The following is a 19,698-nucleotide window of genomic DNA, read 5'->3' on the forward strand; positions in this document are numbered from 1 at the left end:
AGAAAGCATCTTTTAGGTATATTTATAGGATATTATTCACTACTTGATAACAAGTAATAAATCAATAAAATGAAACATCTTTCAGCCATCATTTTTGGTATTGCCATAATACTTGCTGCATACTTTCTGGGTAATGCCTATGTTAAAAGAGCCCAACCACCAAGGGTAATTTCAGTAACAGGTCTCGGTAACGAAAATTTCACTTCGGATCTAATTGTTTGGGAAGGAAGGTTTTCTGCCAACAACCAAGTATTAAATCTGGCTTTTGAAAGGTTGAACGAAGAAAAGGAAATTGTAAAAGAGTATTTGGTTTCAAAAGGAATTGATGAAAAAAACATCATATTCAATTCCGTCCAGACCATAGAGCAAAGAGACAATAAATATGACAATGGTAATTATGTGGGTAGCATTTTTAGGGGGTACCAACTTACACAATCCATACAAATAGAGTCAACAGATGTTGCGATGATCGAAGAGGTATCTAGGGAAATTACAGAGCTTTTGAACAAAGGAGTCCAATTTAACTCATCCCCACCAAGATATTACTACACCAAATTGGCCGACCTAAAAATAGAAATGATATCCAAAGCCACAGAAGATGCTCGTATCCGAGCCGAAAAAATTGCTGAAAATGCAGGAGGCAGCTTGGGAAATTTAATTTCAGCCAAAATGGGTGTTTTCCAAATTACAGGACAAAATTCTGGCGAAGATTATTCATGGGGAGGTGCTTACAATACAGTTTCAAAAAACAAAACAGCATCCATAACCATGCGCTTGGAATATAATGCCAATTAATTCATGGAATCCAAAATTGCTTTTATATCTTCTTTTGTGGTATCTGGATTAATAAAACAAAAACGGGCCACGGTTTCGTATTCCGTGCCTTTTTTCCATTTGGTGGGCGTTACCAATGCAAATCCTGCTTTGTGGTTTTTATAGGTCCAATCCTTATATTCCTGTGGGGACCATCCCTTTCTTCTATATAAAACACAGGACAGACTGGGCTCCCTAACCAATTCCACATGGGGTTCTTCATTGATAATCTCTCCCGCAATTTGGGCCAATTGTATCCCTTGTTCCACTGCCCACTTATATTTATCGGTACCATGCATAGCCAATGAAAACCATAAAGGAAGCCCCCTAACCCTTCTTGTCAACTGTATTTGATAATCGGATGGATTAAAACCAACTGCTCCTTCATCTTTAAAGATATCCAAGTAGGAACCTTCCTGGGCATGGGCATCTTTGGCCCTTTCCGGGTTTTTGTAAATTACTGCTCCACAATCATAGGGAGAAAACAACCATTTGTGCGGATCAATCGTAATGCTGTCTGCTTTCTCTATTCCTCTAAAAAGGTGTCTTACAGAATCCGCAGCCAAAGCTCCACCACCATAAGCAGCATCAATGTGGAACCAAAGATTTTCTTTTTCACAAATACTGGCTACCCCCTCTAAATCATCAATAATCCCAGCATTGGTGGTACCTCCTGTACCAACAACAGCAAATAATCTTTTTCTATCTTCTTTTTGAAGTGAATTTATTGTTCTCTGCAAGTCTTCTTTAGACAATCTATTCTCGGTTTCCACAAGCAGAATATCGGCATCTATGACTTTTGCCATCGCTTTTATTGAAGAATGCGCCCCCACAGAAGTAATGACCAAACCACGCACACCAACATTATCTTTATTCTTTCTCCAGTTTTCCCGTGCGGTTACCATTGCAGATAAATTGGCAGCAGTACCCCCACTGGTGAAAACCCCAAAAGCACCTTTTGGCAAACCAGTAAGAGACACCAACCACTTCATAGCCTCATTCTCACAAAAAATTCCACCAGCACCCTCCATCCAATAAGCTCCATGAATACTGGAGGCTGAAGTCACCAAATCAAACATTATGGACGCCCTCGTTGGCGCAGCTGACACAAATGCCAAATGCCTTGGGTGGTCTATGGGTACCGTTGCCTTTACCAAAACATCTTTAAACAATTGAAATGCCTTTTCACCTCCAATACCCTCAGAAGTAACGGTTTCACCCACCAATTTCCTTAATTCTTCTTCTTTCTTTGGTTGGCCTAACTCCAGAGAGGTAGCCGTTATTCTATGGATGGCATACTTCATGACATCCAAGGTCATTTCCACCAAATCTATATCTATGTTGTGCATTTAAAAAATTGTTTTTGCAAAGGTACAGTTTTGGAAAATGTGTGAAAGAAAAACAGTAATTCAACTGTAAGTATTTGTTTCACATTAACTTGGGAATAAATTCCTATTTTTAAAGTCCAAACCAAGCTGTTATGAAATCTATCCCAAAAACAAGTAGTTTTTTCTCACTCTTCTTAATAATTAATCTTAGTGCTCAGGATAATAAAAAATTGGATAGTCTTTCAAATCAGTATAATATGCTTGCCAATAGCAAAGAAAAGGTTGAAACGGCAGAACGAATATTTGTTGAAACCCGAAGAACCCATAAGGATTTGGCACTCAGCTACCTTCATAAAGGTCTGTCTATTTCAAGGAAAATTTCTTATTTAGAAGGAGAAGCTATGGCTCTAAAAAATTTAGGTTTCTACTATTCAAATTATCGAGAGTCAGATTCGGTACCTTTCTATTTTGAAAAAGCAATCAGCCTTTTTGAAAAAATTAAAAATAAGAAAGAGAAATTCAAGTCTCTTCTTGAATGGACCCGATTGGAGAATCTTGAAGGAAATTTCGATAAGGCCTTGAGGTTTTCCAAACAATGTATTGCTTTGGCTCAAGAGCTCGAAAACGGCGAAATGATAAGTGATGCTTTTCAGCGAAAATCAACCATCCATCTAGACAAGGGAGAGTATAAGTTGGCAACCGAAGCATTGATTACAGCGTCACGGGTCTTGGATACTTTAAAAGAGAAAAAGCCCTTGAAAAAGGCTATTGTGGTTGTAGGAATCGGCAGGACCGAAGTATTGGGAGAGAATTATAGTGCCTCTTTATCACACCTTCAAGAAGGTTTAGAAACGTTCAAAGAGCATAAGGATGCTAGATGGCAGGCTATAACTTATATGGAACTTGGTTCAGCCTATTACCACCTAGAAGATTATGAAAAGTCCCTTGAAAACTATAATCGCAGTCTTGAAATAAGCAAAGAACAAAAGTGGCAAGATTTTGAAGCCGCCAACTTAGGGAACATAGGCGCGGTCTACATGGAACAAAAAGATTATAAGAGAGCACTTCAGTACTTTTTCAGAGGAAATGAAATTTCAATTGTACGTGGTTCTATAAATAACCAAATAATCAATTATAATGATATTGCATCAACCTATTATTTAATGGGTAATTTCTATAAAGCTCTGGAAAACTATAATCATGCGGTTCAATTGGCAGATTCAATTCAATCAATTGATAATCTTTCGGATGCGCTTTCAGAACGGGCTAACACTTACGAAAAAATGGGTGCCTTTCAAAAATCAATCGCTGACTTGAAAGCATCTCAAAAACTGAAAGATTCTATTTTTAATGAGAATAAGTCCAAGCAAATTGAAAAGCTAAAAACACAATACGAAACCGAAAAAAAAGAGCAACAAATAGTACTTCAGGAACAGGAAATCACTGTTCTGCAACAAAAAGCATCAATAAGCAACTTGCAGAAACTTCTTATGGGTATCGGTCTTTTATTATCTCTCCTTGGGTTTTACGCCCTTCGCCAGAAAATGAAGCGTAATAAATTAGAAAAGGAGAAGGTAGATGCCGAACTTGAATTTAAAAAGAAAGAATTGACCACCCATGCCCTACACTTGGCAAAAAAGAACGAAACCCTTGAAAGTCTAAAACAAAAGGCTGAAGAATTAAAATTGAATACCGATAGCAAAAAGGGCTATACCCAACTCATTAGCACCATTAATTTTGATTTACAAGATGACAATAACTGGGAAAATTTTTCCAAATATTTTGAAGAAGTACACAAAGATTTTAACAGTAATGTAAAAATAAAATATCCCGAAGTTACTTCTAACGAATTACGTTTAATGGCGCTGCTAAAAATGAACCTTTCCTCTAAAGAAATTGCAAACATCCTTAATATTTCACAAGAAGGCATTAAAAAAGCACGGTACAGGCTACGCAAAAAATTGGATATTACCTCTGAAGACTCTTTGCAGGATTTAGTTCTAGCCCTTTAAAAATAAGTCTTAACAAACTGTCCACCCTTTGTCCCAAAGTGGTTTTTGGGATGTCCACCCTTTGTCCCCCCATTAAATTTTCACTCCCATTAATCGTCATCTAAGTTTGTGGTGTCATTAGTTTGACAACAACCAGTTTTGTGGTCTTGCTCGGCTAAGTGCTGCAGCTACAACCGAGCAGGTCACACAAAACAAAACGTAAAAGTTTAACCACAAAACAATAAGTATCATGAAAACAAAAAACAAAAATTTAAGTAAGCTATTATTTTTAGCTATGGCCTTTCTTATAATAGCATGTAGTAAAGACAGTACAGGTGGAGGTAGTGACGATGATAACCCTGACCCAGGTCCAAACCCAACCGCCGAAACCTTTGAGGATGTAATTAAACTGGGTGCAGACCCAGAGGATTTTCCAGAGTCACGTACAGAAGAAGTTCTTGCTGAATACGAACCCGAAGAAGACGAGGCTGACCGTGAAATAGATGGAGAAACTGTTACCGAGCGGTTTATCTGCACAAGAAAAACATTGAGTGTAGAAGATGGAAACGGTCAATTTCCTCTTTTTGACACGAACGCAGATGTTATTTATCCGGGCGCATTGTTACAGGGCAAAACTTTAGGGAATGCAACCCCCTCTCCAATTGTAGTAAAACGTGCAGGTGGAACCATTTCCTACAACCTTAACAATGGTAATTTAACTTCAAGCTTTTCTGTTGATGAAGTTAGAAAAAGTAGCATTCAGGATGGCATGAACACTATTATTGCCAATTCTGGAGATGTAGTGCCCGCAAACTTTCAATTGGATATAATTCAGATAGAATCAGAAAGCCAGATGGCTTTAGAAATGGGTATCGATGCAAAAACGTTTACCACAAAAGTATCGGCAAACATGTCTTTTAGTACCGGAGAAAACATCAATAGGACATTGGTAAAGCTTACCCAGTCCTATTACACCATGAGTTTTGACTTGCCAACTAGTTTAGAAGAAATCTTTGATGAAAGCGTAACACCAGAAAATTTAGCTACCTATGTGCAAGCCGATAACCCTGCCACCTTTATATCTTCAGTTACCTATGGCCGCATTTTTTATATGCTGATAGAATCCACTTCCAGCAGACAAGAAATGGATTCTAAATTGAATATAGCGTATGGTGCATTTAAAAACAAGGTAGAGGGAGAACTTGGTGTAAGTGCTATGGAAGAATTGAATGAACTTAAAATTAAGGTTATTGCATATGGTGGAGATGCGGCAGGTACTTTCCAATTGACCGGGGAAAACAATATTTCTGAAATTGCCAACAAATTGGCAGAAAGTACCGATGTAAGAGCAGGGTTACCTCTATCTTATGTGGTAAGAAGTGTAAAAAGGCCCGATAAAATTGTAGGTGTTAAATTGGCTACGGAATATGATGTTGTGGAGTGCGAATTAAGAGGTACTTTGCCGCCAGCAAGCTATCTAGATTTGGTAGATCTTTTTGAAGATGGTATAGGTGCAGCAGCTCAAATTGAAGGTGCCAATGCAGTATTCTACAACAAAGCAGGCACCCAATATGCTTGGTACAATGTAGATTTAGGAAAGGCACTAGGTGTATTTAACATAAAAGACCCCGATGGTCCGTTAGGGGCTTCTTCCTTCGATTCCGTTGGCGCCGCGGTCAATATTGCTGATGGTAAAATACATATTTATGATGAAACTGGGCTTTTAGGTGAGATATTTAGCTATGATAGTTGCAACTGCAATGGTACCGATATACCTACTGTCTTACCCATTGGAGACTACAATACAAATTCCGATGGTGAAAATATCAAATATCCTGTAAATTCCCTTTTTGGTGATTCATCATTTCCTTTCGCTGGGGAGGGCTTTGAGGCTGCGTCAAGATATTTTAAAACCAGATCTTCAGATGGTGCTAACATCGTTCATTTCTTTGGGAAACCTGGAAATGAATATGCCGGGTACTATGGTGACGGAACTTGGGCGCTTAAAAATGATGTCAATTTGTGGGGAGATAAGACCCAAACGTATTTCGAAAGAATAGGGGCGGCATGTCGAATATCTATTGGAGGAAATGACAATATTAAGCAACTATTCTTTAATGAGGATGGAACAGAATTTACAATCTGGAATCCAAATGCTCAAGATTCAGAAAATGAATTTTCCACACCGTGGGTCATCAATTAAGTTTAGTTTGAGTTAGTTAATTAAAAAAGCCTCGGGAACCACCCCGAGGCTTTAACATTAAAATCAAAAACCAACCTAAACACATTATACTTATTATGACACTGTAATTCTTTTTTTTGAAAGTTTAATTTTTTTTTGTTTCAAAATCTTTTGCTTTTTACCTGTAAACAAAAGATAATATTATCTCAAGAACCGCTTTGCTTTCAAATTAAAAACTTCATTCCTATTGAATAAACAACATTGGAATGAAGTTTATTAATTCTCATTTCATAGCAACTTTCATATATATAACAACTATGATTTAAAAAACCCTACCTACCTTTTTATTTTTTATCTTTATATGACCCAATACTAATGTCATGGCTACACCTTTTTTTACTGAATTGAAAGAAGAATTAAAAGCTGGCGTTTCAGTTAAGGGGCATCCTTTTAGGTTTTTTACTTTAGGAACAGTAGGCCTGGAACGTATGGCCAGGTTAAGAACCGTGGTCTTACGGGAACTTACCCCAGAATTACAATTAATCTTTTATACGGACAGAAGGTCAAAAAAAATACTGCACATCAAAGAAAATAATAGAGTGAGTTTACTTTTCTATCATCCCGAAAAATTATTGCAATTAAAAATTGAAGGAATAGCTTCAATTTTTACTTCTGATGACAAAAAAAAGAAAGTATGGCAAAACCTTAATGCCAAATCAAAAAAAGCATATACCTCTTCCATGGCGCCTGGTAGCTCAATCACCAACTTCAATGAGATTGAATATTTAAAAAAAGAGGATTTTTTTTGTTGGGTAGAGGTTGAACCCTTTAAAATTGAATATTTAAAATTGAGCGAACCCCATCATACCAGAATTCGTTTTTCCAGAATGGATACCGATTGGGAAAGTGAGTTTTTAGTACCTTAATACCATAAATCCCTGTCCCAAAGGTTTTAATGTATTTATCAGGTTTGGTATCAAATCTTCTCCCATTTCCAAATACATTTCGGAAAAATTAAGTTGTCTTTCTTGTAAAGATTGGTTCGGAAAAAGTTCATTCTGTATTTCAGTCATTCTAATTACATGATCCTTTAATTTTCTTTTTTGAGCTTTTAATAAACGTTTTTCCAAAGCATCCAATCCCTTAAGTTGCTTCTTTTCTTGTGCTTTTACAGCTCCCAAAAAAGATTTGTCGGTTTCTTCCGCTATTTGGTACATGCGTACAAACTGTTGTTTTAAGAAGTCTTTTTGCGAAGAAAAATCAATATCTATATTGGAAACTTCCCTGATTTTTTTATTGATAAAACTACTTTGCTTTAGAAAAATATCTTCAAGAGAAAGATTTAAATTTTTAAGCTTGCTTCCCTGTTTTTTTGTTACCACCAAAACGGAATTACGCAACAACAATATTGGAAAAGTAACTCCCATATTTTTAAAAGCCTCCTTTAGTTCCAACCAATAAGCAATTTCTCCACCTCCACCAATATAACATAGATTGGGCAATATCACTTCTTGGTACAAAGGTCTTGCAATTACATTGGGAGAAAAACGCTCTGGAAAATTCTCAATTTCCTTTTTCAATTCATTTTTGGTGAATTTTATATCAGTTTCATTAACAGCATAATTACCATTTTCCTCAATTATACGCTCCCGGGTCCCATCTATAAGATAAAAATAATTTATTTCCCTAGGATTTACCTGTATTCCATAGTCTTTGGATACTTCTTTCAATTTGGAAATACTTTTAGTAACGGTATCAAAAGACACTTTTTCAAAAATATCCTTATTTATGTATGGAATAAGTTGGCTCTTTAACTCTTTGTCATCCCCATCTACAATGACCAGTCCATATTGTCCAAACAGTTCGTTCGCCAAATATTTGGTGGCATCTGTTAAACTGTTGTGTTTTAGATAGGCCTTTGTAAATAATTCTTTTAAGGTGGCTGCATTTTTACTGGTTCCCAATTCATTTGAAAAAGCATCAAGAACCTCCTCTAGACCTTTGGTATCTATTTTTCCCACTGCTCCAGAAACTTTCTTGTTCCATTGTAATTTCTTGCCTTTAAAGTTAAAGTAGTTTATTTCATCATAATCATGATCCTCGGTGGCCATCCAATAAATGGGCACAAAATTATATTTGGGATATGCCTCTTGGAGCTCTTTAGTTAAATTAATGGTAGAAATAATCTTAAACAAAAAATACAAAGGCCCAGTAAAAAGGTTTAACTGATGCCCAGTGACCACAGTAAATGTATTATTCTCCTTAAGAAGCGAAATGTGGGTTGCGGTACTTTCTGAAGTTTTTACTCCCTGATATTGAACAGTAAGAGATTTATAAAGGATTTTTCTGCTGGTAGTGGAAAAACTACTTTCCTTTTCCTTAATCTGTCCTTTAAAATTCTCCAAAGATGGGAATCGGTTATAAAACGGTTTTAACCTTTCGTCTTTGTTTATATAGTCACATATTAATTCTGAAAAATAGCCAGTAGTTTTAAACGGGATACAGTCAACTTCCATAGAAAATTTTAAAAATCCGAGTAAAGATAAAATACTTAAGATTTTCAATTCCTAAAAATACGTTAATTACTTCTTAACAAGGAATATCATTCCTTGGCCTATTTTAGCTCAAAATTTCAATAAATTATCACTATTTTGGTAGCTTACAAACCATTTGGAACCGTATGAAGCATTTTTTACTCCCTATTGTTTTTTTGTTTACAAACTTAGCCACTTCACAAGATATTAAATCTCCATCAGAATTTTTGGGATATGAACTGGGAAGCCAATTTACCCGACACCATGAGGTTGTAGATTACTATGAGTATCTGGCGAAAAAAGCACCGGAAAGGGTTCAATTAGTAGAATATGGCAAAACCAATGAGCGCAGACCTTTATTGTTGGCCTACGTCTCATCTGCAACCAATATGAAAAATTTGGAGACCATCCGTGAGGAACATTTAAAAAGTACGACAGGAGAGAGCAATGCTTCCAAAGCCATTGTCTGGTTGAGCTACAATGTACATGGCAATGAAAGTGTTAGTACAGAGGCATCCATGAAGACCATTTATGAATTACTCACCAATAAATCCAATTATTTGGAAAACACGGTTGTTATAATAGACCCTTGTATTAATCCTGATGGGCGCGACCGTTATGTAAACTGGTACAACCAATATAAAAATACACCTAACAACGTAGATCCTTACAGTAAGGAACATGTAGAAGGTTGGTGGAACGGGCGTAGCAACCATTATATGTTTGACCTTAACCGTGATTGGGCTTGGTTAACGCAAGTAGAGAGCCAGCAACGTTTAATAATGTACAATAAATGGTTGCCACATGTACATGTGGATTTCCATGAACAAGGAGTAAATAGCCCCTACTATTTTGCTCCGGCGGCGGAACCTTTTCATGAAGTAATTACGGATTTTCAAAGAGATTTTCAGGTGACCATTGGAAAAAACCATGCAAAGTATTTTGATGCCAATGGTTGGTTTTACTTTACCAAAGAAGTCTTTGACCTATTTTATCCCAGCTATGGTGATACATACCCTACTTATAATGGGGCTATCGGCATGACCTATGAGCAGGCAGGAATTGGTGCAGGATTGGGTATCAAAACAAATATAGGCGATACATTGACCTTAAAAGACCGTATTGCACACCACTACACAACTGGTATGTCCACGGTTGAAGTATCTGCCAACAACGTTGATAAATTGAATAAAGAATTTCAAAAATTCTATGAAAACAAAAATTATAAGTACAAGAATTATGTTTTGGGTGGAAACATGGACAAAATTAATTCTCTTACCCAACTTTTGGATAAACATAAGATTGAATATGGTTGGAGTTCCACCACCCAAACTATAAAGGGCTTTAATTACAAAAAAGGAGAAACAGGTTCCCTAAAGACGTTTCCTGGTTCTCTGGTGGTTTCTGCAAACCAACCCAAAAGTACTTTGGTAAAGGTTTTGTTTGAACCCGATGCAAAATTGAGTGATTCCCTTACCTATGATATTACAGCTTGGTCCTTACCCTATGCTTATGGCTTGGATGCAGTTGCTTCAGAAAGTACTATCCCTACACAAAATGGAGATGTTCAACATGATTATGCAGGGGCTCCAACATTGGGAGAAATCAACGAAGACAACTATGCCTATATTATGCCTTGGCATACTATGAAAGATGCTGCTTTTCTTGCTGATTTGTTACAAAAAAATATCCGGGTACGATTTGCGCAAAAACCTTTTTCCCTTGATGGCAGACAATATAAGCATGGCACTTTAATCATCACTAAATCGGATAACAAAAACCATAAGGATTTTATTGGTACACTAAAGAAATTAAAAGAAAAACATGGCAGAAGTTTAAATGCTACAAAAACAGGCTTTGTTGATTCCGGCAAAGATTTTGGATCTAGCTATGTGCAAATGGTCCCAAATATAAAGGTGGCAATGCTTTCAGGAGGTCCAACCTCTACCCTTAGATTTGGTGAAATATGGCATTTTTTTGAGCAACAATTGCATTATCCCTTATCCGTTCTTGATGCGGATTACATAAAAAGAGTAGATCTGGACACTTATGATGTTCTCATTCTCCCAGGGGGAAGGTATACTAGTTTCATGGATGAAAATACGCTGAAAAAATTGAAGGATTGGGTAAGTAATGGTGGCAAACTTATAGCCATAGGAGGTTCCATTTCAGGAATATCTGGCGAGAAGGGTTTTTCTATTAAAAAGAAAAAAGAAGATAAGGAGAAAGACTCTACCTTATACTCCCATGAAAATATACAACGAGAACGAATCAAGGACGCCATTACCGGAGCCATTTTTAAAACCAAAGTGGACAATACCCATCCAATGGCTTATGGATACGGAAATAGCTATTACACCCTAAAATTGGGGAATACCGCCTATGACTTTCTTAAAGCGGGAACGGTGGCACATATAGAAGAAAACACAATTCCAGTTTCCGGTTTTGCGGGAAGTAAAGCACAGAAAAAAATTGAAAACACCCTAGTTTTTGGTGTTGAAAATCATGGTCGTGGCCATGTAGTTTATATGGTGGACAATCCTTTGTTCAGGGGGTTCTGGGAAAATGGAAAGTTGTTCTTCGCCAATGCTCTTTTTATGGTAAATTAAGCCTTTTTAATTTCAAAAAGTACTATTTCCTTTAGTTCTTCCTCCAAAGAAAGCTGTGGAAAGGGTTTTCCCGCTTGCCTATACCAATAACCCGCATTCCATTCATCCCCTTCTTTCCTATGCAAATAAGCATGTAACCAACTTCCTAAAGAGTTGTGCATGTCCTGTGCAATATTATGTGCCGCTTCCCAGTTTCCATTAGCATCATACCAGCAGCATTTTAGGGCGTTGGACCAAGAAGATGGGGGCTCATTTTCAGTTAAGGTTTTTTTAAACTCTATATAGGCGCATGGTTTCATTCTGCCAGTTTTTTAACCAATTTACCCACGGTAAGTCCTTGAACAATTATGGAAAACACAACAACAACATAGGTGATTACCAAAAACAAGTCTCTATGCATTTCTTGGGTTAATCCCAATGCCAATGCTATGGAAATTCCACCCCTAAGACCACCCCATGTCATTATGGTATTGGTATTTGGAACAAAATCAAGTTTCTTTTTAAAGAAATTTATAGGAAGTAAAAGAGATAGATACCTACACCCTAAAACAAGGGGTATTGCCATTACTCCTGCCAAGAAATAATCAAAATCAAAAGCCAAAACCAACATTTCCATTCCAATAAGAACAAAAAGTATCGTATTCAAAAGAATATCTATGAGCTCCCAAAATTTGTCCACGTAAACCTCCGTAACTTCAGACATAGAACTATCCCTCAATGTATCATTTCCAACAACTAAACCCGCAGTAACCATTGCCAATGGTGCCGATAGATGAAATTGTTGCGCAATTACCGTCCCAAGCATAACGGCTGCAAGGGTAATAATTACTTCTATATCATAATCATCAATAGACTTCATCAGTCGGTATGTAATCCATCCCACTAGACCTCCTAAAAGAACACCTCCAATAACCTCAACTCCAAAAAGATGCAGCACATCCATAGGTTTAAATTCACTGCTACCAGATTCTGCGATATGAAAAATAGTTAAAAAAATCACCACACCTACTCCATCGTTGAAAAGGGATTCTCCAACAATTTTGGTTTCTAGCTTTTTGGGCACACCTGCTTTCTTTAAAATACCTAGAACGGCTATCGGATCTGTAGGGGATATTAGTGCTCCAAATAACAAACTATGGATATACTCAACATGTATTCCAAAAAATTGTAGTAAATAATATACACCGGTTCCCACCAAAAAGGTGGACATCAAAACTCCAAGAGTGGAAAAGGCCAAAATAGGCCATCTTTGTACTTTAAGTTGTTCAAAATTAGTATGCAAAGCTCCAGCAAACAATAGAAAACTCAGCATTACATCTAAAAGAACAGTTTTAAAATCTATTTGTGAAATAATATATTTTTCAGCATTCAGCAGTGTATCATCATAATAGCTTAAAACAAATACACCCAAGGTAAAAAGTATGGTTATAAGCATTAAGCCAATAGTATTTGGCAATTTAAAAAAACGAACATTTATATAGCCAAAAGCGGCCGAAATGGATACCAAAAGAGCCGTGATAAAAAAATAATCCATAAACTGTAATTTTCTGCTTTTACAAAAATGCAATAATTGACTTAAGATTTACACTTTTCACTTAAAAATAAATACCAGTTATACCAAAATTTAAGCCATTTATACAAAAAAATAATTCCTTAACATGGAGTTTATAGCTTAACCAAGCAAACAGCTTATATTTAATATATTGTTTCTAACGAATTGAAATAGAGAATATTAAAATTAATAAATTATGCCATATTATTACACATTGAAACATAGGGACAACGATTCTACTGATTCAAAAAACGAAAAGAATAGAATTATTAACAACCTAAAAAAATTAAGGGACTATCTAAAAAACAATATACCAGTAAGTAAGTTAGATTTTAATTTAATCTTGGCAACATGGAATATAAGGGAATTTGACTCAACCACTTTTGGAACAAGACTTAATGAATCTTTCTTCTATATTTCTGAGATAATTGCATCTTTTGATTTAGTAGCCATACAAGAAGTAAACAGAAGTATGGTTGCCCTTGAACGCGTCATGAAGCTTCTAGGTCCAAATTGGAACTATGTAATTTCTGACACAACAGAAGGTGACCAAGGGAATGATGAACGTATTGCCTATGTATACAATAACCGTAAAGTCCAATTCGGAGGATTGGCAGGGGAAGTAGTTCTTCCAAATGCCAAAGAAAAAATAGATGACCCAGAAAACCCAGGTGAGAAAAAAACAATTTATAAACCCATGTCACAACTATGGCGTACACCTCTAATATGTGGATTCACGGCGGGTTGGGCAAAATTTATGCTGTGTAACGTACATATTCAATGGGGTGAAAGTGAACTAAGTAGAAAAAAAGAAATAGACCATATTGCAAATTTTATAAAATCTAGAACAGAAGACGAAAAAGCATGGGCAAGAAAACTAATTCTTTTGGGAGATTTTAATATTTCTGATACTAATAGTGATTCCTATAAAATGCTTAAAGAAGCTGATTATACCTACCCTGTGAGCCATAAAAACATCACCACTACTGTTGGTGTGAAAAAATCACAGTATGACCGTATTTTTATTCGGGAAAGAAAGGATGGAATTAAAATTCTACAAGGAGGCACCATTCCAATGTTTGATATTCTATTTACAGATGCGGATGAAGCTACTTACAAACCCTTAATGAAGAAAAAAAATGGGGAGCCCGCTAAACAATATAACAACTGGCGTACACATCAATTATCTGATCATCAGCCCCTATGGGTTGAGTTCCAAATAGACTATGCGGATGAATATCTAGAAAACCTAAATAAGTAACCAATAAATAAGATAATTAGAACCTTTTTTGTAAAACTCAAAATTATATTTTTAAGAACTCTTAATAATTCTTAGCTTCCCATAAATTAGCTCAAGATATTTATGAAAAATAAGTTCTATCCTCTAGTAATAGTCTCGTTTATTTTTTTCCAAAATGTTCTTGCACAAAACTATTATGACATAATTATTCCTGGTGCAGATAGAGACCAAAAATGCCAGCAGTGCTTAAATATTTTTAATCAAAAACCTAAAGAGGTAGGCTTTTCGATTAAAAAAGACCAAGCCAACAATTTGTATTTTGAGGTTAATAATAAGCAATGGTTTAATCTTTTATTTAAAAACCCAGGAGACGGTATTGCTATTGATGTTGTTTCCAAAGAGAGATATGATTGTGAAGAAATCATTATTCCGGAATCCCAGATTAGAGGAGAACTCCTAAAACCGGTTTACTCAGCTGCCCTTAAAAAAACATTAAAGCCATACAATGGAAATATCTTTAGAACGCGAGTCGGGAAATTGTCCGAAGCTTACACAAATAAAGACCTAGAGTTTAATATTCTATTTCTAAGCAACAAAAACCTATGCAGATACTATACTATTTTCGATTTAGAAGCCTATCAATGGGATTTATTGGATATGGGTATGTATCTAGATTCTCTTACATACAAAACCAAATTAAGTGCTACGCTGGACAATGACAAATACACATTGAAGTATAAAGAGATGAGTTTTACTATTCCATTTAAAAAAAATAAATCCGAATACTCACAAGAAGACATAAAACCTGTATATGACTCCCTTAGACTAACAGATTTTAATATTAAAAAAATAAACATTAAGGCATATTCTTCAATTGAGGGAAACTTGGAACGCAATATGGAATTGCAACAACAAAGGGCGAAGAGTATTGTAAATGCCTTGCAAACATTTCAAAAACCAACAATTACCACAGAGGTCTCTTCATCCGAAAACTGGGTAGAATTCTTAAATGATATATCAGGAACCCAATACGCCAATTATAAAAGTTTGACAAAAAATGAAATAAAAGCCAAAGTTGTTGGTGCCGTAAGCGAGGACTTAGAAAAATACTTAAAGAACCATAGAAAGGCAGTAATAACCATGGAGTTGGAAAGGAAAGACAAATATGGGGATATGACGGCCGATGTTATACTTGGACTGTTTAATGAAGCCCTAGGGTCAGATAACCTTGAAACTGCACATGAATTACAAAATTCAATTTTTGAAAGACTTAAAAGGAAAGAAATAGAACCAACCTTTCTAGATCGTATGGACATTCCCGAGCAATTAAAATACACTCCCTTTTTTAACAAAAATTCTGCGTTTAGGTACTTAATGGATGAACGTAATTTGCTAATTGCTTACAATCAATTATTACGTCTAGAAAAAATAGCGCCAAATGACAAAAAAGTAAAATATAATATTGTTGCCCTTAAAATGCGTATTTGGAGATACAATGTAGAACCTGTGCAGCAAGAGAGTTTTAAAAAAGAAATACAATCATTAAAAAATTACGGAATCAATCAAAAATTGATTAATAGAATGATGGTTAATTATCATATAATAAATAGTGAACTATTTATGAGAAAGAACGACTATACCAACAAGGACAAATCTGTAGATTACATATTTTCCAATTACAAAAACGTCCCCCTGAATGATTATGATTACTTAAGTCTATCTCAATATTTATCCTATTATTCCAATATTCAAAAAGCAGAGAAAGTCCTCCAAGACAAGGTCAAAAATATTAATGTTAATGAAAACTTGTTATTTTATTACCTTAATCTTACCCTTATAAATGAAGAGCTTACCCAAGACCCTGAATACCGGACCATAATGCTCAATGCCATCAACATGAACAAAAAACGTTTTTGTCGACTTTTCAATGCATTTGACGATGGCGGGGTAACTTTTCAGTTGTTAGAAAATGATTATTTACGTGACACGTATTGCGAAAATTGTATTAATTAATTCAAATCATTTCCAAAAAATCATCCTCAGAAATAATGGACACACCCAAAGTTTCTGCCTTGGTCCGCTTGCTAGGACCCATTTTATCTCCTGCCACCAAATAGGAAGTTTTGGAAGAAATTGAAGAGCTAACTTTCCCCCCATTGTCCTCAATAAGTTTTTTAAGTTCCATTCTGCTTACTTTTTCAAATACTCCAGAAACAACAATAGACAGCCCCTTTAATTTATCCGTTTGATTTTCCAATTGTTCATCGGATAAGGAAAACTGTACACCATAAGACTTGAGTCGGTTTACACTCTCCACATTTTTTTCATTTTGAAAAAATTCAACAACACTTTCTGCTATGCGCTCCCCAATCTCATCCACAGCAATCAATTCCTCTTGTGATGAAGCCATTAACGCATCAATATTCTTAAAGGCTTTTGCCAATTTTTTTGCAACAGTTTCCCCAACATATCTAATGCCCAAAGCAAACAATACACGCTCAAAAGGAATATTTTTTGATGCTTGAACACCAGCGACCAAATTCTCTGCCGACTTTTCAGCCATACGTTGCAAAGGCATTATCTGTTCTTTGGTCAAAATATATAAATCGGCATAATTTTCAATCAACCCTTCCTTAAAGAGTAATTCCACTGTTTCCCCACCCAAACCTTCAATATCCATGGCCTTTCGGGAAATATAATGCTGTATTCTACCTGTAATTTGTGGTGGGCATCCATAAAAATTAGTGCAGAAATGTTTGGCATCACCTTCGCTTCTAACTAGTTCTGTTCCACATTCTGGACAATGGGTAATATATTGAGTGGGTTTTAGGTTTGCTGGGCGTTTATTAAAATCCACCGCAATTATTTTAGGAATAATCTCTCCGCCTTTTTCCACAAAAACAGTATCACCTTCCCGTACATCCAACTTCTCTATCTGGTCGGCATTGTGCAATGAAGCTCTCTTTACAGTCGTCCCAGCCAATAAAACAGGTTCCAAATTAGCCACTGGGGTAATAGCTCCTGTACGCCCTACCTGATAAGTGATTTCATTTAATACAGTTGAAACTTGCTCTGCCTTAAACTTATAGGCCATTGCCCAACGGGGTGATTTTGAGGTATAACCCAATTCCTCTTGATGCTGCAAGCTGTTCACCTTTATAACAACACCATCGGTTTCATATGGTAAATTATGGCGATGGACATCCCAATGCTCAATGAATTGCATAACCTCATCAGTCGTCCTACATAATTTGGCAGCAGTAGGGACTTTAAAACCCCATTCTCTAGTTTTTTCCAATACCTCCCATTGAGATGAAAGACTGGAGGGGCCAGCAATACTGTACAAGAGACAATCCAAGGGACGCTGTGCCACCAAGGCACTATCCTGTAACTTTAAACTACCCGAAGCTGTATTTCTGGGGTTCATATAAGGGTCTTCCCCATTTTCCATCCGTTCCTTGTTCATCTGGGCAAACCCGTCCAAAGGAAGGATAATTTCCCCGCGAATATCAAATTTAGGGGGATAGTCTCCTTTTAACTTTAAAGGAACCGACTTAATCGTTTTTATGTTGGTAGTAACTTCATCTCCTTGAAAACCATCGCCACGGGTCACGGCTTTTATTAACTTACCTTCTTCATAGGTTAGGCTTATGGAGGCCCCATCATATTTTAGTTCACAGGTATACTCTACTGCTACATCTCCCAAGTTTTTCTGGATTCGCTTTTCCCAATCTTCCAAATCTTCCTTGGAATAGGAATTGTCCAACGAATACATTCTGTGTTCATGAACCACAGTATTAAAATTCTTGGTCACTGTCCCACCCACTCTTAAGCTTGGAGAAGTAGCATCATAAAACTCAGGATGTTTTTGTTCAAGAAACTGAAGTTCTTTCAATTTAACATCAAACTCGTAGTCAGAAATGGTTGCATTGTCCAACACATAATAATTATAATTATGCTCTCTAAGTTCATTGCGGAGAGATTCTATTTTTTGTTTTATGTCCATTAATTATGTTCCATTTTAGTTCCTTTCAACATCCTATCATTTCCATATATATCCTTTCTGAGTTCAATTTCTGAAAAATTCTCCTCCAATAAAAGTTGCTTTGTCTCTTCTCCCAAATATTGATTTATTTCGAAATAAAGCACTCCACTTTCATTCAAATTTATCTTGGCAAATTGAACGATTGCTTTGTAAAACTGCAATGGGTTTTCATTGGAAACAAAAAGTGCCAGCTCTGGTTCATTGTTGAGTACATTGGTTTTCATTTCTTCCTTTTCCAATTCCCTTACATATGGGGGATTGGAAACAATAACATCAAACTTATCACCCAAACTTTCCAATTCCATAATGTTAGCTTCAATGAAATTGATATTAACTTCATTTATTTCAGCGTTCACTATTGCGACTTCCAAGGCATTTTTAGAAACATCCAATGCATACACTTGAGCTTCTGGCAAGTTTTTGGCCAATGATACGGCAATACAGCCACTGCCAGTTCCTACATCCAAAATTCTACACTTGGATTTCTGCTTACTAATTTCTTGGATCATCCACCTGACCAATTCCTCTGTTTCTGGCCTAGGAATCAATACATTTTCATTCACAGAAAATTTCAAACCCAAAAATTCAGTCTCCCCAATAATATATTGTATGGGTATTTCCAATTTCAACTGGGACAAACCTTCAAACAAAGGTTGTTCTTCCTCTTTTGTAATTGTTAAGTTAGGTTCTATAGCCAGCACGAAACGTTCTAAACCTAAATAATGAGAAATCATCCAATAAAAAAAACTATCTACCTCTTCAATTGGATATAAAGTGTCCAATTCAGCATGAAAAATATTTTTGATCTCTTTTAATTGCATCAACTCAGCGTTTTTAACATCCAAACAGGACAAGAAAAATGACCTGTGTCTCCCATGGGAGCATCAATATATTCAAAACCGGATTTTTGATACAATTTTTGGGCTTCCTTCATATAGGGCATGGTCTCCAAATAGCATTTTTCATAACCATACTCCATAGCACGTTGCAAACATATATTTATCATTTTAGCTCCCAAGCCTCTTCCCCTAGCTTCTTTTAAGAAATACATTTTTTGCAATTCGCATATATTTCCATCATAATTCTCTAACTGAGCCACCCCGCAGCATCCTATAATTTCGCCTTTGTCTTCCACTACAAAATAAGCTGCTTTAGGAACATCATAGGTCTCATACATTATGTCCAAAGCTTTGTCCGCATAGGCAGTACCTACTTTTGGAACACCCATTTCAACCAAAACCTCCCTAACAACTTTTGCAACTTCGGCATTATCTCTTTGTTGAATTTCCCTGATAGTAGCAGTGTCCATATTTATCAGTCAATATCTTTCTGAAAGTTCTATTTTTGTTGGGTGAAGATACATGAAATGAGCATTATCAAGAAATCCATTTTGCCACAAAAATA

Annotated in this window: 14 protein-coding genes; 7 read left to right on the forward strand and 7 right to left on the reverse strand. The window is 36.1% G+C overall.

Going from position 1 to position 19,698, the window contains the following annotated elements:
- The first annotated feature begins 69 nt into the window (after positions 1-69).
- A complete protein-coding gene (locus tag GGR42_RS04860) occupies positions 70-795 on the forward strand; it encodes an SIMPL domain-containing protein (RefSeq protein WP_167961402.1) in 726 nt (241 codons plus the stop codon).
- On the opposite strand, the gene GGR42_RS04865 is transcribed toward GGR42_RS04860, so the two are convergent.
- The gene (locus tag GGR42_RS04865) at positions 792-2,162 is read right to left on the reverse strand and encodes a pyridoxal phosphate-dependent decarboxylase family protein (RefSeq protein WP_167961404.1); all 1,371 of its coding nucleotides are present in this window, start codon (positions 2,160-2,162) and stop codon (positions 792-794) included. The two genes, GGR42_RS04860 and GGR42_RS04865, sit on opposite strands and share 4 nt — an antisense overlap.
- A 131-nt stretch (positions 2,163-2,293) precedes the next feature.
- On the opposite strand from GGR42_RS04865, the gene GGR42_RS04870 reads away from it, so the two are divergent.
- The 3 genes from GGR42_RS04870 (at position 2,294) to GGR42_RS04880 (ending at position 7,240) form a co-directional block, all read left to right on the forward strand.
- Positions 2,294-4,153, forward strand: coding sequence for a tetratricopeptide repeat protein (locus GGR42_RS04870; RefSeq protein ID WP_167961406.1), 1,860 nt, complete (start codon positions 2,294-2,296; stop codon positions 4,151-4,153).
- Between the two features lie 229 nt (positions 4,154-4,382).
- A complete protein-coding gene (locus GGR42_RS04875) occupies positions 4,383-6,335 on the forward strand; it encodes a thiol-activated cytolysin family protein (RefSeq protein WP_167961408.1) in 1,953 nt (650 codons plus the stop codon).
- 359 nt (positions 6,336-6,694) lie between these two features.
- Entirely contained in the window at positions 6,695-7,240 is a 546-nt protein-coding gene (locus tag GGR42_RS04880; protein ID WP_167961410.1) for a pyridoxamine 5'-phosphate oxidase family protein, read from the forward strand.
- Here GGR42_RS04880 and bshC read toward each other — a convergent pair.
- Positions 7,229-8,830 carry a bacillithiol biosynthesis cysteine-adding enzyme BshC gene (gene bshC / locus GGR42_RS04885; RefSeq protein ID WP_167961412.1) on the reverse strand — a complete coding sequence of 534 codons (1,602 nt, stop codon included), beginning with the start codon at positions 8,828-8,830 and terminating at the stop codon, positions 7,229-7,231. The genes GGR42_RS04880 and bshC overlap by 12 nt on opposite strands.
- Before the next feature lie 164 nt (positions 8,831-8,994).
- On the opposite strand from bshC, the gene GGR42_RS04890 reads away from it, so the two are divergent.
- The gene (locus tag GGR42_RS04890) at positions 8,995-11,457 is read left to right on the forward strand and encodes a M14 family metallopeptidase (RefSeq protein ID WP_167961414.1); all 2,463 of its coding nucleotides are present in this window, start codon (positions 8,995-8,997) and stop codon (positions 11,455-11,457) included.
- Here the strand turns inward: GGR42_RS04890 and GGR42_RS04895 are convergent.
- Positions 11,454-11,756, reverse strand: a complete 303-nt coding sequence (locus GGR42_RS04895; protein WP_167961416.1) for a hypothetical protein — start codon at positions 11,754-11,756, stop codon at positions 11,454-11,456. The two genes, GGR42_RS04890 and GGR42_RS04895, sit on opposite strands and share 4 nt — an antisense overlap.
- Positions 11,753-12,991, reverse strand: a complete 1,239-nt coding sequence (locus GGR42_RS04900; protein WP_167961418.1) for a cation:proton antiporter — start codon at positions 12,989-12,991, stop codon at positions 11,753-11,755. Before GGR42_RS04900 ends, GGR42_RS04895 begins: the two co-directional genes overlap by 4 nt.
- Positions 12,992-13,205: 214 nt before the next feature.
- Between GGR42_RS04900 and GGR42_RS04905 the strand changes: the two genes are divergently transcribed.
- Entirely contained in the window at positions 13,206-14,270 is a 1,065-nt protein-coding gene (locus GGR42_RS04905; RefSeq protein ID WP_167961420.1) for an endonuclease/exonuclease/phosphatase family protein, read from the forward strand.
- A gap of 102 nt (positions 14,271-14,372) precedes the next feature.
- Positions 14,373-16,262 carry an OmpA family protein gene (locus GGR42_RS04910; RefSeq protein WP_167961422.1) on the forward strand — a complete coding sequence of 630 codons (1,890 nt, stop codon included), beginning with the start codon at positions 14,373-14,375 and terminating at the stop codon, positions 16,260-16,262.
- Between the two features lies 1 nt (position 16,263).
- Here GGR42_RS04910 and ligA read toward each other — a convergent pair whose 3' ends face one another.
- From ligA to GGR42_RS04925, 3 genes are read right to left on the reverse strand one after another with little or no spacing between them, the layout of a single operon-like run.
- Complete coding sequence (gene ligA / locus GGR42_RS04915; RefSeq protein WP_167961424.1) at positions 16,264-18,255, reverse strand: NAD-dependent DNA ligase LigA; 1,992 nt, start codon at positions 18,253-18,255, stop codon at positions 16,264-16,266.
- Positions 18,255-19,115, reverse strand: coding sequence for a peptide chain release factor N(5)-glutamine methyltransferase (prmC, locus tag GGR42_RS04920; protein WP_167961426.1), 861 nt, complete (start codon positions 19,113-19,115; stop codon positions 18,255-18,257). Before prmC ends, ligA begins: the two co-directional genes overlap by 1 nt.
- Positions 19,115-19,603, reverse strand: a complete 489-nt coding sequence (locus GGR42_RS04925; RefSeq protein WP_167961428.1) for a GNAT family N-acetyltransferase — start codon at positions 19,601-19,603, stop codon at positions 19,115-19,117. Before GGR42_RS04925 ends, prmC begins: the two co-directional genes overlap by 1 nt.
- Positions 19,604-19,698 lie beyond the last annotated feature (95 nt).

It is taken from the genome of Saonia flava, from assembly GCF_011927795.1.
In the GTDB taxonomy this organism is placed as follows: domain Bacteria; phylum Bacteroidota; class Bacteroidia; order Flavobacteriales; family Flavobacteriaceae; genus Saonia; species Saonia flava.

Coding starts and splice junctions, on each gene's coding strand:
- GGR42_RS04860 (WP_167961402.1), top strand. CDS start 70: ATGAAACATCTTTCAGCCATCATTTTTGGTATTGCCATAATACTTGCT.
- GGR42_RS04865 (WP_167961404.1), bottom strand. CDS start 2,162: ATGCACAACATAGATATAGATTTGGTGGAAATGACCTTGGATGTCATG.
- GGR42_RS04870 (WP_167961406.1), top strand. CDS start 2,294: ATGAAATCTATCCCAAAAACAAGTAGTTTTTTCTCACTCTTCTTAATA.
- GGR42_RS04875 (WP_167961408.1), top strand. CDS start 4,383: ATGAAAACAAAAAACAAAAATTTAAGTAAGCTATTATTTTTAGCTATG.
- GGR42_RS04880 (WP_167961410.1), top strand. CDS start 6,695: ATGGCTACACCTTTTTTTACTGAATTGAAAGAAGAATTAAAAGCTGGC.
- bshC (WP_167961412.1), bottom strand. CDS start 8,830: ATGGAAGTTGACTGTATCCCGTTTAAAACTACTGGCTATTTTTCAGAA.
- GGR42_RS04890 (WP_167961414.1), top strand. CDS start 8,995: ATGAAGCATTTTTTACTCCCTATTGTTTTTTTGTTTACAAACTTAGCC.
- GGR42_RS04895 (WP_167961416.1), bottom strand. CDS start 11,756: ATGAAACCATGCGCCTATATAGAGTTTAAAAAAACCTTAACTGAAAAT.
- GGR42_RS04900 (WP_167961418.1), bottom strand. CDS start 12,991: ATGGATTATTTTTTTATCACGGCTCTTTTGGTATCCATTTCGGCCGCT.
- GGR42_RS04905 (WP_167961420.1), top strand. CDS start 13,206: ATGCCATATTATTACACATTGAAACATAGGGACAACGATTCTACTGAT.
- GGR42_RS04910 (WP_167961422.1), top strand. CDS start 14,373: ATGAAAAATAAGTTCTATCCTCTAGTAATAGTCTCGTTTATTTTTTTC.
- ligA (WP_167961424.1), bottom strand. CDS start 18,255: ATGGACATAAAACAAAAAATAGAATCTCTCCGCAATGAACTTAGAGAG.
- prmC (WP_167961426.1), bottom strand. CDS start 19,115: ATGCAATTAAAAGAGATCAAAAATATTTTTCATGCTGAATTGGACACT.
- GGR42_RS04925 (WP_167961428.1), bottom strand. CDS start 19,603: ATGGACACTGCTACTATCAGGGAAATTCAACAAAGAGATAATGCCGAA.